We start from the raw sequence: 16470 nt of genomic DNA on the forward strand, positions 1-16470 counted from the left end.
TGCTAAATTTCACGATCTCACATGCCGCTAGTCAAATTTTCTCGGAGGCGGTTTGCGGGGCGTGCTAAATTTAACCTCGTTCGCACACTTTATCCGCGCCCTAGTCTAAATTTAAAATTTCAAATCCGCGGCGAAATTCCGTGATATGACGGCAAAGCGTCGCGGGTCGGCGATTTGTACGGCGCGACCGCGCCCTTTCGCCGCTATCAGCACTTGACGTTTTTTGCTTTGTTATCTTGCATCGCGCGGAAAAATTCCGCCCTGCTCAGCGGGATTTCGTCCGGATGAGCGCTTCTGAAATGGCTCAGATAGCCCTCGTAATCGCCGAGCCCGATGAGCGGCGCAAGTGCGGCATCCGCGCGCGCCAAAAACCTCGCCACCGCCTTCGGGGCCGCAAGCGGATTAAATTTAAACTTTTTCATAAACGCCCTTATCTACGTACTCGCTTTCTGCCAGTTTAAAATACCCCTCGCTTGCGCCGCCCTTTGAAATTTTAAGGCACATTCGGATCGTTTGGGCGATGACTATGATCGTGACTACGACGAAAAGAGCACATAGCACGGCGTCGATGACGTTATTTCTGATGATAGCCTGCGCCTTTTCGATCGCGGCAGGATCGCTCAGGCTAGCGAGCTTGGCGGCGGTATTTTGCGCGATAGCCACGTGGCTTACCGCGTCGTGCACGCGCTCGCCGTTAGCCGGCATCAGCTTTAAGATCGCCGCATAAAGCGTGGTTATAAGCACCCAAATCGCAGGAGCGATCGTAACGAAAGCGTATTTTTGTTTGCCCATTTTAAAAAGCACCACCGTAGCGAGCAGAAGCGCGATGCCCGCGAGCATCTGATTGGACGCGCCGAAAAGCGGCCACAGCGTGTAAATCCCGCCCATAGGATCGGTAACGCCGCTGTAGAGCAGATAGCCCCAGCCCGCCACGCAGATCACCGTCGCGATGATGCCGTAGAGAAAATTTTTAGTATCGGAAAACGGCTTATAGACGTTGCCTAAAATTTCTTGCACCATAAAGCGCCCGGTGCGCGTGCCTGCATCGACCGCGGTCAGAATAAACAGCGCCTCAAACAAAATCGCGAAATGGTACCAAAACGCCATCAGCTCCTTGCCGCCGATGATCTGGTGCAGAAGCATCGTTAGCCCCATTGCAAAGGTAGGAGCGCCGCCCGTGCGGCTCATCATCGTGGTTTCGCCGACGTTTGAAGCCAAGGCGCCGATCTGCTCGGGCGTAATGCTAAATCCGATAGAGCTTATATACGCCGCGGCGCTTACTGCGTCTTTGCCCAGTACCGCAGCGGGCGAGTTGATAGCGAAGTATTCGCCCGGGCTTAGGATGCACGCCGCTACGAGCGCCATTACGCCCACGAGGCTCTCCATAAGCATCGAGCCGTAGCCGATGAAAAGAGTGTGGGTTTCGCGCTCCACCATCTTCGGCGTCGTACCGCTGGAGATCAACGCATGAAAGCCCGAAATTGCGCCGCATGCGATCGTGATAAACAAAAACGGAAATATCGGACCTGCAAAAACGGGACCCGTGCCGTCGATAAATTTCGTCGTAGCGGGCATTTTAAGCTCGGGTGCGACGAAAATTATCGCGACCGCCATACCGATGATGACGCCGAGTTTAAGGAAGGTGCTTAGATAATCGCGCGGCGCGAGCAGCAGCCACACTGGCAAAATCGCCGCGATAAAGCCGTAGCCGATCGTAAGAAGCGCGAGCGTCTCGCCCTTTAGCGAAAAAACGTCGTGCCAGTACGGATCGATCGAGACGTAATGCCCGCCCCAAAGCGAAAGCATCAGCAAAATAAAGCCGATGATCGATGCCTCGCTGACCTTGCCCGGGCGCAAAAACCTCATGTAAATTCCCATAAATACGGCGATCGGTATCGTCATCGCGATCGTAAAAAGCCCCCACGGCGAGTTTGCGAGCGCCTTTACGACGACCATCGCCAAGATCGCCACGATGATCAGCATGATGAAAAAAATACCGATCATCGCGATGCCGCCCGTGAGCTTGCCCATCTCGTCTTTTATCATCTCGCCGAGGCTCTTGCCGCCGCGGCGCGTGGAGAGCACGAGCACGATAAAATCATGCACCGCGCCTGCGAGCACGACGCCTACCAAAAGCCAAATAGTGCCGGGCAGATAGCCCATCTGTGCGGCCACTACGGGACCTACGAGCGGTCCTGCGCCAGCGATAGCGGCGAAATGGTGCCCGAAAAGGACGTATTTGTTCGTAGGGACGTAATCGCGTCCGTCGTTTCGGATCACCGCAGGAGTTGCGCGACGATCGTCCAGCTTAAAGACGCGATACGCGATAAAGCGCCCGTAGAAGGTGTATCCGATCAGATAGATGCACGCGCTGGCCACTACGAGCCAGACGGCGCTGATGCTCTCGCCCTTATTTAGCGCAAGTACGCCGAAACACCACGCCCCTATGACGGCAACCGCCGCCCAAAGGATCTTTTGCCAAAATTTCATGCTCACTCCTTAAAGCTTAGCGAGCGGCTTTGGCGCAATTCGTCGTTTTAATAAAACGGCTTGCGCTTTTAAAGCGGGACTCGTTAAATAAAATTTAGTGCGTATTTTATCGGCGTTTTTATAATTTAAAGCTGAATCGCGAAATTAAAAAGAGCTCTTTCGGCGTTTAAATTTAACGCCTAAATTTTGAATTTCAAATTTAAAGAGGCGGCTTGGAGACGCGCTAAATTTTAATATTTAATCGACCTAAATTTAACTCCGCAGCTCTTAGCCGTTACGGAATTTATCGCGGTTTAAGAAATCAAGCGATAAAATCCCATGATAACGATTTTAATTTCTTAACAAAAATCGCGAATACTTTTAGGAGGAAATTTATGCCGAATCAGGTGTGCGGCTACGTACTTTTTCGCGCTCATATCAGAAGCTCTGCAAACCGTAAAGACGACGATGCGAGCCGTGAAAATTTCATGAATTCCGCGCGCATAAATTCCTGGCGCCGTTTAAATTTTAAAAATATCCGTCGCGACGAAATCTGCGCGTATAGTTCGCCTGGTGGGCTATGAGCTTTAAATTTTATCTCTTTCTAATCGCAGCTTTCATATTGCTTGCTTTAGTAGCCGTAAGTAGCGGCGGAGCGAGCATTTCGCTAGGCTACATCGTAAAATTTTTCACCTTCGGCGAGATAGACGAAACCAAGGAGCTCATCTTACTGCAAATGCGCCTGCCGCGCCTAGTAATGGGCATCTTGGTGGGCGCGCTACTGGCAACCTCGGGAGTGGTAGTGCAAAGCGTGTTTTTAAACCCGCTTGCGGATCCCTACATCATCGGCATCGCCTCGGCAGCGACCTTCGGCGCGGTCATAGCCTATCTGCTGGGGCTTAGCGACGTTTTTTACGGAATTTTCGCATTTTTGTCCGCGAGCGGGCTTTCACTCGTAATCTTTAAGCTCGCAGCCCATACCCGCTCGATCTCTACTCTGCTGATCGTAGGCATCGCCGTATCGTCCTTTTTGGGCGCATTTACATCCTTCGCGGTCTATCTAATCGGAGAGGATAGTTTTAGGATTACAGCGTGGATGATGGGCTATCTAGGCGGCGCAAACTGGCAAAAGATCGCGCTTTTGCTGCCGCCGCTGCTGTTTTGCATGGCGTATTTTTACGCAAAGCGCCACGAGCTAAATATCATCTTAAACGGCGACGAGGAGGCGAAGTCGCTGGGGCTCAACGTCGAGAAGTCCAAAAAGAGCCTACTCATCGTCTCCTCGCTCATCATCGGCTTTTCGGTCGCGTTTACGGGTATGATAGGCTTCGTGGGGCTCATCATTCCGCACACGCTTCGCATGGCGCTTCATACGGCGAGCAACGCCGTGCTGATCCCCGCTAGCGCGCTTACCGGCGGAGTTTTTTTGGTTTTTTGCGACGTAATCGCTAAAAACGCCCTCTCGCCGGTAGAAATTCCGATCGGCGTGGTGACCTCCTTTTTCGGCGCGCCCTTTTTTCTATACCTCGCGTTTAGGAAGCATGCATGAAAATTTCGGCGCTAAACTTCAGCTACGGCAAGCGGGCGATTCTGCGAGGCATAGAGTTAAATTTAAAGCGGGGGAAATTTTACGGGATTTTGGGTCCTAACGGCTGTGGCAAAAGCACCTTGCTAAAAAACATATTGCAAATTTTAAAGCCCGCAAGCGGGATCATCGAAATAAACGGCAAAAAAGCAAGCGAATATAGCCTCAAAGAGCTTGCCGCACTTATCGGCTTCGTGCCGCAAAAAACAGCCCTCGCAGCCGCGCTAAACGTGAATGAAATTTTACTTGCGGGCAGATTTTGCCGCCTAAAAAGCGCATTTAGCGGCTACGATGCGAGCGATCACGCTAAAGTGGAGCAAATGGCAGAGCTTTTGGACGTGAAAAAATTCCTAAAGCGTAGCGCATTTGAGCTAAGCGGTGGGGAGTTCGGGCGCGTGCTGCTTGCCAGAGCGCTCGTCAGCGAGCCTGAAATTTTACTGCTCGATGAGCCCACGGGCGCGCTTGATATGAACTACGCGATCGAGGCGATGAGGATCTGCGAAAACCTGACGCGCTCTTTAAATTTAACGAGCGTCATCGTGCTGCACGATCTAAATTTAGCCTCGCTTTTTTGCGACGAAGTTTTGATGCTAAAAGACGGCACAGTAAGGTATCGCGGTAGCGCGAGCGAGCTTTTTACGCCGCAGATCATAAAAGAAATTTACGGCTTTGAAGCCTTAATAGTAGAAGAAAACGGGGTAAAGTTTATACTACCCAAAAAGGAGAAATTATGAAAAAAATTCTTATAGCTTTGACTGCGGCGAGCTTTGTATTCGCCAAAGGTCTAGTCGTACTTGATCCCGCTGCGGTCGAGATCATCTACGCTTTGGGGGCGCAGGATCAGATCGCTGCGATCTCAACTACCTCGATGAGCAAGATCCGCCCGGAGGCAGAAACCGCGAAACTGCCTAGCGTAGGCACCTACGTAAAGCCAAATATGGAAAAGATCGTCGAGCTTAAGCCCGATCTGGTTATCACGAGCTTTCACTCCGCGGGCGTTAGCGAAAATCTACAAAAGCTGAGACTTAAGAGCCTTGCGATGGATGCAAACTCTACCGCAGACATCTGCCAAAACGTAAAGAAGGTCGCGGCGATCGTAAAAAAGGAGGGCGAGGCGGATAAAATTTGCGCGCAGATGGATGGAATTTTTGCAGACAAACCCGCTCTTCGCGGTAAAAAAGTGGCGCTATTTTTCGGCTCAAACGCCACTATGGCCTTTAACGACAAAACCCTAGTAGGCGATATCTTCGCTCGCCTAGGCGCCAAAAATATCGCAGACGGCCTAAAAGGCAGCGCGCCTTCGGTATCTGCCGAATACATCCTCGAGCAAAACCCCGATATAATCGTTATCGTAGGCGGCGAGACGGAGGATTTTTTAAAGGCAAATCCAATCCTTAGAAATACCAAAGCGGTAAAATCGGGCAAAATTTTAAAAGCCCCGACGCTCATCTTGCGGGGCAGCCCGCAGATCGGCGAGACGGTGGATGAAATTTACGCGGAGGCAACGAAATAGATGTTTAAAGAACGCATTAAATCCCACCATCGCTCCAAGCTTTTCGAGAGCGTCTCCGCGAGCGAAAACGAGCTGTTCGATGCGCTAGAGCAGCCCGCGAAAGACAGCGATTGCGTGATCTATCTGCACGTGCCGTTTTGCGACAACATCTGCTCGTTTTGTTCGATGATGCGCTCCAAGCTTGGCGACGAGCTGGACGAATACGCTAAATTTTTAATCCGCCAGATCAAAGACTACGGCGAGATGCCCTACTTCGACACCAAAAAGATCAAAAGCATCTACTTCGGCGGCGGCACGCCGAGCGTCTTTAGCGAGACGCACTTCGAAAAGGTTCTGGGCGCGCTGCATAAAAATTTCAAGATCGCGGACGACTGCGAGATCAGCATAGAAACCACTCTGCATAATCTAGATACGCAAAAAGCACTCGCTCTGCAAAGCTTCGGCGTAAACCGCTTTAGCATCGGCGTGCAGACCTTCAGCAGACAGGGGCGCGCGCTTCTAAACCGCGTGCATAAGCCCGCTCGCGCAATCGAGCGACTAAAGGATCTTAGAGAAAAATTTGACGGCATGCTCTGCTGCGACATCATCTACAACTTCCCGAACGAAAGCGTGGAGGAAGCGCTAGAGGATGCGCGCTACGTAGATGAGCTAGGTCTAGATAGCGCCAGCTTTTACTCGTTGATGTTTTTCGATGGCTCGGAGCTATCCAAAAAGATCGATACCTCCTACTACGATCTGCCGACCGATAAAAAGCTGCACCACGCTTTCGCGGAGGCGCTGCTGCAAAGCGGGAATTTCGAGGTTTTGGAGCTTACCAAACTTGCTCGCAAAGGTCGCGATAACTACGGCTACATCAAGCTAAGCCACAAGGGCACGGATATCCTGCCTATCGGCAACGGCGCGGGCGGACACGTAGCGGGCTTCGGAATTTACGGCGTGTCGGGACACAAGATGATCTCGCGAATCGATGAGCGCGAGGCAAAATATAGCGTGCTAAACAACCTGTTTCAATACCCGATCGTAAGCTTAAACGAGCTAAAAGAGGCTCTGAGCGCGAGCATTTACGACGAAGCGGTGCAAAAGCTCAAAGAATTTGAGAGCTGGGGGCTTTTGGAGCTAAAAGATCAAAGATCGATCTTGAGCTTGGATGGAATTTTTTGGGGCAACAACATCAACGAAGAGATAGCAAACATTATTAGAAAGGATTTTGTATGAAAAAAATCGTGCTTTACACCTCGCAAACGGGCAACACGAAAAAGGTGGGCGACGCGATCGCCGAGCAACTGGGCTGCGAGAGTCTAAATTTCCGCGACTTTGAGAGTGAGGTCGATGACTACGATTTCATAGCCTTGGGCTTTTACGTCGATAAGGGCGAAGCGGAGGCGAAATTTATGCGCTTTTTACGCAAGATTCACGGCAAGAATCTTGGCGTTTTTATGACTCTGGGCGCAGAGCCGGACGGCGAGCACTCGCGCAAGTGCCTGGATGCCTTTGAAGAGGGGCTTAAAGCAAACGGCAACGAGATTATAAGGGAGTTTGCCTGCCAGGGCGCGATCGATCCGAATCTACTTGAAATGATGCGCAAAATGGCGGCCGGCGGCAACTCGCCCCACCCTATCACCCCCGAGCGACTTGCGCGCTGGGCGGAGGCTGCGAAACACCCCGACGAGAAGGATCTGGCGGACGCAAAAGCAGCATTTGCGGGGATAGAATAAAATTTAAAGCAAGCCGCGCAAACAGCTGCGCGGCGAAGCAAAATCAAATAAAATTTCACACTACTTAATGCGCGATTTGGAATTTTATCTTTTACTAAATTTGGACGATAAATTTCATTACTACAAGCAAATTTGCCGCCGCAGGCGCAGGTCTTGCTCTAGAATTTAAACGATATTTCATTTCGCGCGCAACGGATCGAATAATGCCGCCGACTTTGCGCCGCTAATGCGCGCTCTGAACGCGAAAAGCCCGCTTTTGCTAGCGAGCTGCCTGCGAGTACTGCGGTGGCGGCCGTCATCCAATACACCGCCCGCCATTTTGCGACGGCCTGAGCATTAAAAATCCGTTTCTGCAAGCAAGTGGCCTGCGAGCGCTGCGAGCGCGATCATCGGCTACCCCTGTCGTCACGTGCCGTAGGTCTCGCCGTCAGACGCCGCTCTCCCGCCGCGCGATAACCCATCTCCACCGCTCATCACCCCGTCACGCGACAACCTGTCGCCGCCAATCTATCCGCCGCTTTGCCGCAGGGTTAAGCCCAAACCGAACCGCTAAATTTTAAATTCCATAAAAGTCTTATCGCGCGTAAATTTAATTCGGAAAATGCGCAAAATTTAGGTAAATTCCACCCAAACGCTTTGACGGTCAAAATCTAAAGGGGCGAAAATGACGAATTTCGAATACGCTAGTCGCATTGACGAGGCTGCGGGGCTAGATCTTGATTTAAATTGCGAAGAGATCGATCTACGGGATAAGTTTTACGGGCTTTTTCAGTGCTTTATGCCCGAGGGTGCGGGCGTGGGAGCGGTGTTTGCGCCGCTGCAAAACGGCACCGAGCTGCAAGCGCGCATAATGCCGATCTACGCAGTCACGGCACAACAGACGCGAGAGGCGTTCGATCAAGGCGTGGCGCCCGGGTATTTTTGCCCGCCGCAGGATCCGAAATTTAACGACGAAGCGCTTAAGAGTTTAGCTTTAGCGTACGTTCGAAATTTAAAAATTTTCGCAGAATTTCTAGGCAAGAGCGAGCTTTTAAAGATGCTTGAGCAGATAAAATCCGCTCGCGTGCAGGAGAGCTTTGATCTCGCGCATAACAAAGATGGGCTTGCGTGCGCCGTCTATGAGGCGATCACGGAGTGGATGATAGATTCGCCTAAGCTCGATACGAAGCTATGGGTGCTCGGCGAGGCGTATTATTCGATCGACTGCGACTACCTGCTACCTGTGTACTTGCAGTATCCAAACTACGCGCAAAGGCCGCAGGAGGACTTTTTGAAGCCCTACTTCGAGCTGTATCTAGCGGAGCGACAGGTCGCGTTTGAGCGCGGCGAGGTCGTGGTTTTTGCGCACTAAATTTACGCAGGCAAGGAAGCGAATGAGCGCCCACCAGCGGCTAAAATTTGAGCCTTTTAAAAAAAAGGAGGTGAGCTACGCCCACGAACGGCTAAAATTTAAGTTCAGCAAGTATGGGCACAAACGCTTATCGCATATCCAAAAAACCTGCGTCCTAATCAAGCAATCTAGTAGGTTTCCTGCGCGTCGCGTCAAATCACTTAAAATGTTTCTGTCTTGCGTAGCCGCCGCTTTCAGCACCTTGCTAGAGCAAAATCTCCACACATCGTTGATGTTTGGATAATTAAATTTTTTCCATCAATCTGCTCCATCACTTCGTTTGTGGCGCCCAAGAATTTACTTGCACTAACGCTTGCTAGTTAGAATTCATCTGAATTTTAAATAGGAATTTTGACGCAGAATTTTATAGAATTTCGCTGCTGCAAATCTCGCAAGCGGTAAAATTCTATCGATTTACGCTCTTAAATTTACTCAAATCACCGCCTGTTTTATAAAATTCTTCAGCGTCGATCATAGTGCCGTCAGGCAGCTTACAAACGGTGTAATCCACGCCATTGCCGTCTTTGCGGACGATCAGCTCGCCGCCATTTTTGATACAAAAATCCCCAGCAGCGCTAGCCTCTGCGCTCACCGAAGCGAAAGTACCCACCACAAGCGCCACTGCAAAAAATCTCTTAAAACTCATTTAAATCCTTTCGTTTAATTTTACCCATTTTCAAGGTTAAGCTTACATTTTAGGCGCTAGATACGCTAAACCTGCGCCTAAATAAATAAACCGCCGACCCTCCTTGAACACCGATAATAACGTTTTAAATGTTAAATCCTACCTATAAATCCCAGCAGCGCCAAGTCTGCTCGCCGCTGAAAAATCAAAGCAATCGAACTTCATCCAATGCAAAATTTAACATCATAAAATTTTACCTTCAATAAAATTCTAGCAGCGAAATCCAAGCCGTATCAAAGCTATTTCTGCCGTAAAATACCGGCTATAAAAGCGAGAGTTATCACAAATACCAGCTCAGCGACAAGGCAAGCGCGGATCCTAAACAATCTCGTCTATAAGCGCGAGCTGCACTCAAACCCTCTAAATTAAGCGCCGCTAGCCGTTTTTGCGCGCAAACTCGCCCATAAAAGCGACTAGTTTTTCAACGTCTTCGTAGTTTATGGCGTTGTAGATCGAGGCGCGGATGCCGCCTAAAACGCGGTGCCCTTTAAGCCCGATCATCCCCTCTGCCTCTGCCTGCGCGACGAAAACGGACTCAAGCGCGGCGTCTGCGATATTAAAGCTCACGTTCATCAGGCTGCGGCTGGTTTTTTGCGCGTGGCCGCGGTAGAAGCCGCCGCTAGCATCGATCGCGCCGTAGAGTAGCGCTGCTTTGCGCTTGTTGCGCTCGTGCATCGCCGCGAGCCCGCCGATCTCGTCCTTGATCCAGCCGAGCATTAAATTTAGCATGTAAATTCCGAAGGTATTCGGGGTGTTGCTCATCGAGTCCGCGTCCGCCTGCGTCTTGTAGCGCAGGATCATCGGCGTTTTGGGGTTTGCGCGGTCCAGCAGATCCTTGCGGATCGCAACCATCGTAACGCCCGCGGGGCCGCCGTTTTTCTGAATGCCGCCGTAAAACATCCCCACGCTGCTAAGATCCACGGGGCGCGAAAACAGATCACTCGAGCTATCGACTACGAGCGGGCAGGCGCACTGCGGTAGCTGCGGATATTGCGTGCCGTAGATAGTGTTGTTTGAGCAGATGTAGCCGTAGTCGGCGCCGTCTGAAAATTTAACCTCGGGAATGCGGTCGAATTTGCTCTCCTCGCTGCTTGCGACCACGCGGTAGTTTATCCCGAGCACGCCCGCTTCTTTGATCGCCTTACTCGTCCAATTGCCAGTGTTGGCGTATTCTGCGACGCCGCCCGCGTATAGGTTCATCGGCACCTGCGCGAATTGCAGGCTCGCGCCGCCTTGCAAAAATAAAATCGTAAAATCATCCGAAAAGCCGTAGAGATCGCGCACGCGATCCATCGCACTATGCAAAACTTCCTCGAAAATTTTAGTGCGGTGCGATATCTCCATTATCGAAAATCCGCGCCCCGCGTAGTTTAGCAGCTCCTCTTGCGCCTGCTTTAGCACGCCCAGCGGGATGGTGCTAGGTCCTGCGCTAAAATTTATTACTCTATCCATTTTGCCTCCTTTAGATAATTTTTGCATTTTTACTGAGCTGCTGCGAGCAAAGTATGAACTCGTCGCCCGCGGCAAGCTCGCCCAAGCTCACCGTTTTGCCGCCCTTTTGGATTTGAACGAGGTCTTTGGTGATCTCAAAAAATTTCGCCTTTTGCGCCAAAAGATCGTCTTTGGCGCTTAGCGTATGCTCTGCGGCGCTTAGCTTGGAGCTGATGAAATTTTTAAATTTAAGCTCGAAATTTAAAAGCCCCGCGAGCGAGCCTGAAATTTTTGGCTCGACCGATTTTGATTTAAGCTGTAAAGCTGCGAGGCTCAGCACGTTTTGTGCGGATGAAATTTTATCTTTTATCAGCCTATCAAACGCGTCGCTTATGCCGTCTAGGCTCTGAAAGATCGCGCAAATATCGGGCAGCAGATCGATCATCGCGGCGGTGGGCGTGAGGCTTCGGTGATCGGCTACGAAATCGCTGATGCTAAAATCTATCTCGTGCCCTACCGCCGAGATGACGGGCGTTTTGGCTGCGTAGATCGCGCGCGCTAAGGCCTCGTCGTTGAAGCACCACAGATCCTCGCGCGAGCCGCCGCCGCGAGCGATTACGATCGCATCGTAGCCCTTCTCATCGGCTGCGTGCAGAGCGCTTATGATCGAAGCGGGCGCGCTCTCGCCTTGCACTAGTGCGTTATACAGATCGATCTTGCAAAGCGCGAAGCGGTTCTGCGCCGTGCGAAGCATATCCGCCTGCGCCGCGGAACCCGCGCTCGTGATGATCGCGATGCTTTGGGCAAATTTCGGAAGCTGTTTTTTATGTGCGGCATCAAAAAGCCCCTCTTTGCTAAGCTTATCTTTTAGCGCGGCAAACGCCGCTTCTAGCTCGCCTTCGCCGCTTTTGCGTATGTTTGATACCTGGATCTGATACGCGCCCGTGGGGGCGTATAGCGAGACTTTGCCGCTTACGATGAGCTTATCGCCCACGGCGGGGATAAAATTTATCCGCGCGGCGTTAAATTTAAACATCGCGCAATCGATCGCCGCGCTCGCGTCTTTGATCGTGAAATACCAGTGCCCGCTCGTGCTTTGAATTCTAAACTTAGATATTTCGCCCTCGACCTCGACGAAGCTAAAGCTTGTCTCTAAAAGCACCTTGGCTTGGGCGTTTAGCTCGCTTACGCTAAGCATCGTCGCTCTTCCGCGCGATTTTCTCCGCTATGAAAAGCGTGCTGACGTCGAAGCTGAAGCCCTTTTGCACGCGCAGCTCAAAGCCTGCGTTTTTGAGCTTTTCGCTAAAGCTCGCGGCGTTTAGGAAGCTACCGATGGAGCTTGGCAGATACTCGTAAGCTTCTTTATTTTTCGAGATAAAGGCGCCGATTTTGGGCAAAATTTTGCTCACGTAAAAATCTCTGATTTTAAACGCGAGCCCGCCGCTTGCGGCTTTGGTAAATTCCAAAACTACGAGCGAGCCGCTCGGTTTGATGACGCGATTAAACTCCGCAAGCGCCGCGTCCAGCTCCACGACGTTTCTTATGCCGTAGCTGATGCTTAAAATATCTACGCTCGCGTCATCCAGCGTCGTGGCGCCCGCGGTCGATTTGATAAACTCGCAGCTAGGGAATTTTTGCTTCGCCACCTCGAGCATACCTTCGCTAGGATCGATCCCCACGATCCGCTCGATCTGCACGCCGTGCTGCGCCGCGCCGTCGCGCCACGAGCTTATCATATCGCCCGTGCCGCACGCGACGTCGGCGATACTCACGAGCTTTCCTTTAAGCTTTTCAAGCGTCAGCTCGACCGCTTTTTTGCGCCACGAAACGTCCACGCCGAAGCTGATGGCGCGGTTTGCCAGATCGTAGGTAGGCGCGATCTCGTCGAACATCTTTATGATTTTTTCCTGTTTTTGCACGGACTTTCCTTATTCGTATGCTTTGATTTTACGCAGCGATCTTTTCAGAGCGCGTAAAAGAGGCTCTTTTTCATTTAAAATTTTTTCCTCCAGCTCGGCGCGGCGGTCGTTTAAGCGGGCGTCCAGAGCCAGCAGATACGCAAACGCGACGCCGCTTTTATCGCTTGCTTTTTGATAGATCGCGATGAAATTTCGCCACACGCTGATATCTTGCAGCGCGCCGAAATCCTCGCAGGCTGCCTTGGTGCGTTTAAACAGATCTCTGACGCAGCCTTCATTAAAGCTTCTTGCAAAAATTTCAAGCGCGTATCGCAGCCTCTTTAGCCCTATACGCGCGTCGTGAAATGCCTGCAGCGATGAGCCTTGCTTTAAATTTTTTAGCTCCGCGCGCAAGCTTTTGATTAGCTTGCAAAAGCGGGCAGAGGCGAACTTTTTTGAAATTTTTTCATATTCGCTGCGTGCATAGATGCCGTCCGCACCATTTAAAAAGCCGCTAATAGCGCCGCTTAAATCTGCAAATTCCGCGCTAGAAAGAAATTCTAAAATTTTATCCTCCGAGCGCTTTGTGATAAAATTTAGCTGCTGCAAAAAGCTCGCAGGCGCGTCGTCAGCCTTTAAAAACTCCGCAAAAACGTGAAGGTCTCGCAGCTGATTGCTGCGGCTCATAAATTCTGCGAGTAGTTTTAAAATTTCATCCTTTTTTTCAGCTTCGAAAAGCGGCGCGGATAGCTTCAAAACGGCTCTAAATTTGCGGATCTGCACGCGCAGCTCGTGAAGAGCTTCGGGGGAGAGGTTTTTTTGATACTCGCTTTTTGCGGCGCACGCTCTCGTCCACGCCAGCTCAAGCGCCAAGCGCGCGAGCTTAACGCTGTCCGCATAGGGCGGAGCGAAAAATTTAACTCGGCTAAATTTTTTAAAAACGTTGCGAGCATGCGCGAAATCAAGCGAACGCGGCGGGATACCGTAGCGCGCCAGATAGCGGCTTTTGTAGCGGTAATCGTCGGTGATCTCGCAAAAATCGGTGCTGCCGAAGGTTTTTACAAAATCAAAATTTGCGCTTGCCGCCTCGCTTTGAAATTTCGCTCGTAAAATCACGAGCGTGCTTAGCTCGCCGCCGTAAAGCTCTAGCCAAAACTCCGCTTCGTCGCTGGCAAAGCCGTAGCGGTTCTTTTGCACGACGCGGGCGATCCTGCTTTTTAAAGCCTCTTTGAAATCATCTTTTGAAATTTTAAAATTTAGAGTTTGCCTGTCGAGATCCTCTTTTTTATGGTGCAAAGAGCATTCGTCGTTTTGGCGGATGTAGTAAATTTCGGGGTAGAACGAAGTATAAAACCAAGCGATCTTTACCTTGCGACATTTCAGCCCCGCACGCTCTAGCGTCCGCAGAATCGAATCGTCGCTCAATAAAAATTTACGCTTAGTTTGCATACCCGCTCCAAAAATAAAGTGGGTAATGATAGCAGAAAATTCTTTAAACTATCTACACTTTTCGCAGTCTTCGACCGTAGCCGTGATATTTAGCTTGCGGATGAAATTGCCCGCTTTGCGCTCGATGTTTTTCAAAACGTCCTTATTAAAGGCATCATCCATGAAAAGATCCGTGACATTGCCGCATTTTTCGCATACGACGTGGATGTGCGGCATCTGATAGATGTCGTAGCGGCTCTTTTTGTTCGGCGCATTGACCTCGACTACGACCCCTTCGTCGAGCAGGGTGTTTAAATTTTTATAAACCGTCGCTAGCGAAATGGATGGATAGTCCTCTTTGATCCCCTCGTATAGGTCATCTATGCTTGGATGTTCGTGGCGATCGAGCACCTTTAGGATGCACAATCTTTGAGGAGTTGCTTTCAAACCGCAAGTTTTGAGTAGTTCTACATGATTCATTTTAATCCTTCAAAAAATTTTAAAAAGATATTATCAAATTTTACTTTAAACAAAGTTGATATTAACTAATACTTTTTATCACTTAATATTCGCTCGGTTAGAGTTTGCACGTCCAAGCCCAAGCTGCGTTCTACGTCGGTGGTCTTTCCGTGCGGCAAAAACATATCGCCGAACTCGAAGCTCACGATCCTTACGTCCGAAATTTTATTTTCCTGCAAAAATGCGCTTAAAATTTCACCTACGCCGCCCTTTTTGGAGTTGTCGCTAAAGACGTACCAAATTTTATCTTTGCGAGCTAAATTTTGCAAAAACTCGCCGTCTAAAGGCTTTGCAAAGACTAGATCTACGACGTCTGCCTCCATCTGCCCCTCCAGCGCCGCAGCCGTTTTGTACGCTCTGCCAGCGCCGTTTCCGTAGCCGATGAGCGCTACGTGCGCGCTATCGCTGCGCTTTAAAAACACCGATTTTGCAAGCTCTACCGCAGACGCGCCGGTCTCGTCGCAATCCAAAATAAAGCTTCCGCGCGGATAGCGTATCGCCAAAACCCCCTCGTGCGCGTAGGAGTACTCGATGATCCGTTTAAAGCTCGCCTCGTCCCGCGGCGCGCACATACTGACGTTTGGGATCGCGTTTAAGAAGCTCACGTCAAAGACCCCCTCATGCGTCTCGCCGTCCTCGCCCACGATGCCCGCGCGGTCCATCGCAAGGACTAAGCTTAAGTTCATAATCGCCGCGTCGTGGACGATCTGATCGAACGCACGCTGCATGAAGGTCGAATATATCGTAACGTACGGCTTAAAACCCTCGCGCGCCATCGCAGCCATCGAGCTTAGCGCGTGAGGCTCCGCGATCGCTACGTCCCAGAAGCGGTGCGGAAATTTCTCGATCAGCTTATCCATACCCGTGCCGCTTGGCATCGCAGCGGTCACGCCCACGACGTTTTCATGCTTGGCGGCTAAATTTAAAAGCGCTTCGGCATAAATTTGCGTGGCACTTTTGGCGGCGGATTTTTTCTTAAATTCTCCGCTTTGAATGTCGAAAGGCCCTACGCCGTGCCAGCTCTCCAAATATCCCTCGGCCTTGTCATAGCCCTTGCCTTTGATCGTTTGAGCGTGCACGACGACGGGTTTGCGCGCGCTTTTTGCCGTCTTTAGCGCCGATATGAGATCGGCTAGGTTGTGGCCGTCGACCGGGCCTATGTATTCGAGCCCGAGCTCCTCAAAATACATCCCCGGGATGATAAGCTTTAAGGAATTTTCAAAGCGCTTTGCCATATATGTCGCGCTCTGTGGAGCGTGGGAGAGCAGCTCTCTTACGTGGGATTTAAATTTTTGATATGTCTCGCCCGCCATCGCTTGGCTTAGGTATTTGCTAAAGGCGCCGATCGGCTTGCTGATGCTCATTTTATTATCGTTTAGAATGATGATGCAGGGCAGGCGCAGATCGCCGAGCTCGTTCATCGCCTCATAAGTCATGCCGCCGCTCATAGAGCCGTCGCCGATGAGCACCACCGGCACGCGATCTTCGTGCTTTAGGCTTATCGCTTTTGCCGCACCTACGGCTAAAGAGATCGACGTCGAGGCGTGCCCCGCCACGAAGTAGTCAAATTTACTTTCGCTAGGTTTCGTGTAGCCGCTAATGCCGCCGAATTGCCTAAGCGAGCCGAACTCCTCCCAGCGATCCGTTAGGAGCTTGTGCGCGTAGCTTTGGTGGCTTACGTCGAAGATAAACGGATCGCTCGCGGCGTCAAATACGTAGTGCATCGCCACGATGAGCTCGACGGCGCCCATATTTGAGCTTAGATGGCCGCCGTTTTTGCTCACGACTTCGATGATGCGCGCCCTGATCTGCGTGCAAAGCTCCCGTAGCTCCTCTA

The 16470-nt window shown here is 51.0% G+C and carries 17 protein-coding genes; 8 read left to right on the plus strand and 9 right to left on the minus strand.

What is annotated here, in order from left to right; genetic code table 11:
• Window positions 1-206 precede the first annotated feature (206 nt).
• On the minus strand, window positions 207-422 hold the full coding sequence (locus tag Q0277_RS05510; protein ID WP_297996309.1) for a CstA-like transporter-associated (seleno)protein: 216 nt from the start codon (window positions 420-422) through the stop codon (window positions 207-209).
• Window positions 409-2490, minus strand: coding sequence for a carbon starvation CstA family protein (locus Q0277_RS05515; RefSeq protein ID WP_297996311.1), 2082 nt, complete (start codon window positions 2488-2490; stop codon window positions 409-411). The genes Q0277_RS05510 and Q0277_RS05515 overlap by 14 nt, the downstream gene beginning before the upstream one ends.
• 374 nt (window positions 2491-2864) lie before the next feature.
• On the opposite strand from Q0277_RS05515, the gene Q0277_RS05520 reads away from it, so the two are divergent.
• The 8 genes from Q0277_RS05520 (at window position 2865) to Q0277_RS05555 (ending at window position 8916) form a co-directional block, all read left to right on the plus strand.
• Entirely contained in the window at window positions 2865-3053 is a 189-nt protein-coding gene (locus Q0277_RS05520; RefSeq protein WP_297996313.1) for a hypothetical protein, read from the plus strand.
• Window positions 3050-4018 carry an iron ABC transporter permease gene (locus Q0277_RS05525; protein ID WP_297996315.1) on the plus strand — a complete coding sequence of 323 codons (969 nt, stop codon included), beginning with the start codon at window positions 3050-3052 and terminating at the stop codon, window positions 4016-4018. Before Q0277_RS05520 ends, Q0277_RS05525 begins: the two co-directional genes overlap by 4 nt.
• Entirely contained in the window at window positions 4015-4788 is a 774-nt protein-coding gene (locus Q0277_RS05530) for an ABC transporter ATP-binding protein (protein ID WP_297996317.1), read from the plus strand. Before Q0277_RS05525 ends, Q0277_RS05530 begins: the two co-directional genes overlap by 4 nt.
• On the plus strand, window positions 4785-5567 hold the full coding sequence (locus Q0277_RS05535; RefSeq protein ID WP_297996319.1) for a helical backbone metal receptor: 783 nt from the start codon (window positions 4785-4787) through the stop codon (window positions 5565-5567). The genes Q0277_RS05530 and Q0277_RS05535 overlap by 4 nt, the downstream gene beginning before the upstream one ends.
• Window positions 5568-6782 carry a radical SAM protein gene (locus tag Q0277_RS05540; protein WP_297996320.1) on the plus strand — a complete coding sequence of 405 codons (1215 nt, stop codon included), beginning with the start codon at window positions 5568-5570 and terminating at the stop codon, window positions 6780-6782.
• Window positions 6779-7282, plus strand: coding sequence for a flavodoxin family protein (locus Q0277_RS05545; RefSeq protein ID WP_297996322.1), 504 nt, complete (start codon window positions 6779-6781; stop codon window positions 7280-7282). The genes Q0277_RS05540 and Q0277_RS05545 overlap by 4 nt, the downstream gene beginning before the upstream one ends.
• Window positions 7283-7946: 664 nt before the next feature.
• Entirely contained in the window at window positions 7947-8633 is a 687-nt protein-coding gene (locus Q0277_RS05550; RefSeq protein ID WP_297996324.1) for a hypothetical protein, read from the plus strand.
• A 22-nt stretch (window positions 8634-8655) separates the two neighbouring features.
• Window positions 8656-8916, plus strand: a complete 261-nt coding sequence (locus Q0277_RS05555; protein ID WP_297996325.1) for a hypothetical protein — start codon at window positions 8656-8658, stop codon at window positions 8914-8916.
• A 162-nt stretch (window positions 8917-9078) separates the two neighbouring features.
• Here the strand turns inward: Q0277_RS05555 and Q0277_RS05560 are convergent, their stop codons facing one another.
• The 7 genes from Q0277_RS05560 to dxs all read right to left on the minus strand — a co-directional run.
• Window positions 9079-9318, minus strand: a complete 240-nt coding sequence (locus Q0277_RS05560) for a DUF333 domain-containing protein (RefSeq protein WP_297996327.1) — start codon at window positions 9316-9318, stop codon at window positions 9079-9081.
• Between the two features lie 414 nt (window positions 9319-9732).
• The gene (serC, locus tag Q0277_RS05565; RefSeq protein ID WP_297996329.1) at window positions 9733-10809 is read right to left on the minus strand and encodes a 3-phosphoserine/phosphohydroxythreonine transaminase; all 1077 of its coding nucleotides are present in this window, start codon (window positions 10807-10809) and stop codon (window positions 9733-9735) included.
• A gap of 10 nt (window positions 10810-10819) precedes the next feature.
• Complete coding sequence (gene xseA, locus Q0277_RS05570) at window positions 10820-11986, minus strand: exodeoxyribonuclease VII large subunit (protein ID WP_297996331.1); 1167 nt, start codon at window positions 11984-11986, stop codon at window positions 10820-10822.
• Window positions 11979-12707, minus strand: coding sequence for a bifunctional demethylmenaquinone methyltransferase/2-methoxy-6-polyprenyl-1,4-benzoquinol methylase UbiE (gene ubiE / locus Q0277_RS05575; RefSeq protein WP_297996333.1), 729 nt, complete (start codon window positions 12705-12707; stop codon window positions 11979-11981). Before ubiE ends, xseA begins: the two co-directional genes overlap by 8 nt.
• 9 nt (window positions 12708-12716) lie before the next feature.
• Window positions 12717-14135, minus strand: coding sequence for a CHAD domain-containing protein (locus Q0277_RS05580; protein WP_297996335.1), 1419 nt, complete (start codon window positions 14133-14135; stop codon window positions 12717-12719).
• Between the two features lie 48 nt (window positions 14136-14183).
• Window positions 14184-14594 carry a Fur family transcriptional regulator gene (locus Q0277_RS05585; protein ID WP_297996337.1) on the minus strand — a complete coding sequence of 137 codons (411 nt, stop codon included), beginning with the start codon at window positions 14592-14594 and terminating at the stop codon, window positions 14184-14186.
• Between the two features lie 65 nt (window positions 14595-14659).
• Window positions 14660-16470, minus strand: a 1811-nt coding sequence (gene dxs / locus Q0277_RS05590) for a 1-deoxy-D-xylulose-5-phosphate synthase (protein WP_297996339.1), incomplete at its 5' end; no start/stop codon positions are given.

The organism is uncultured Campylobacter sp., assembly GCF_938030815.1.
In the GTDB taxonomy this organism is placed as follows: Bacteria; Campylobacterota; Campylobacteria; order Campylobacterales; family Campylobacteraceae; genus Campylobacter_B.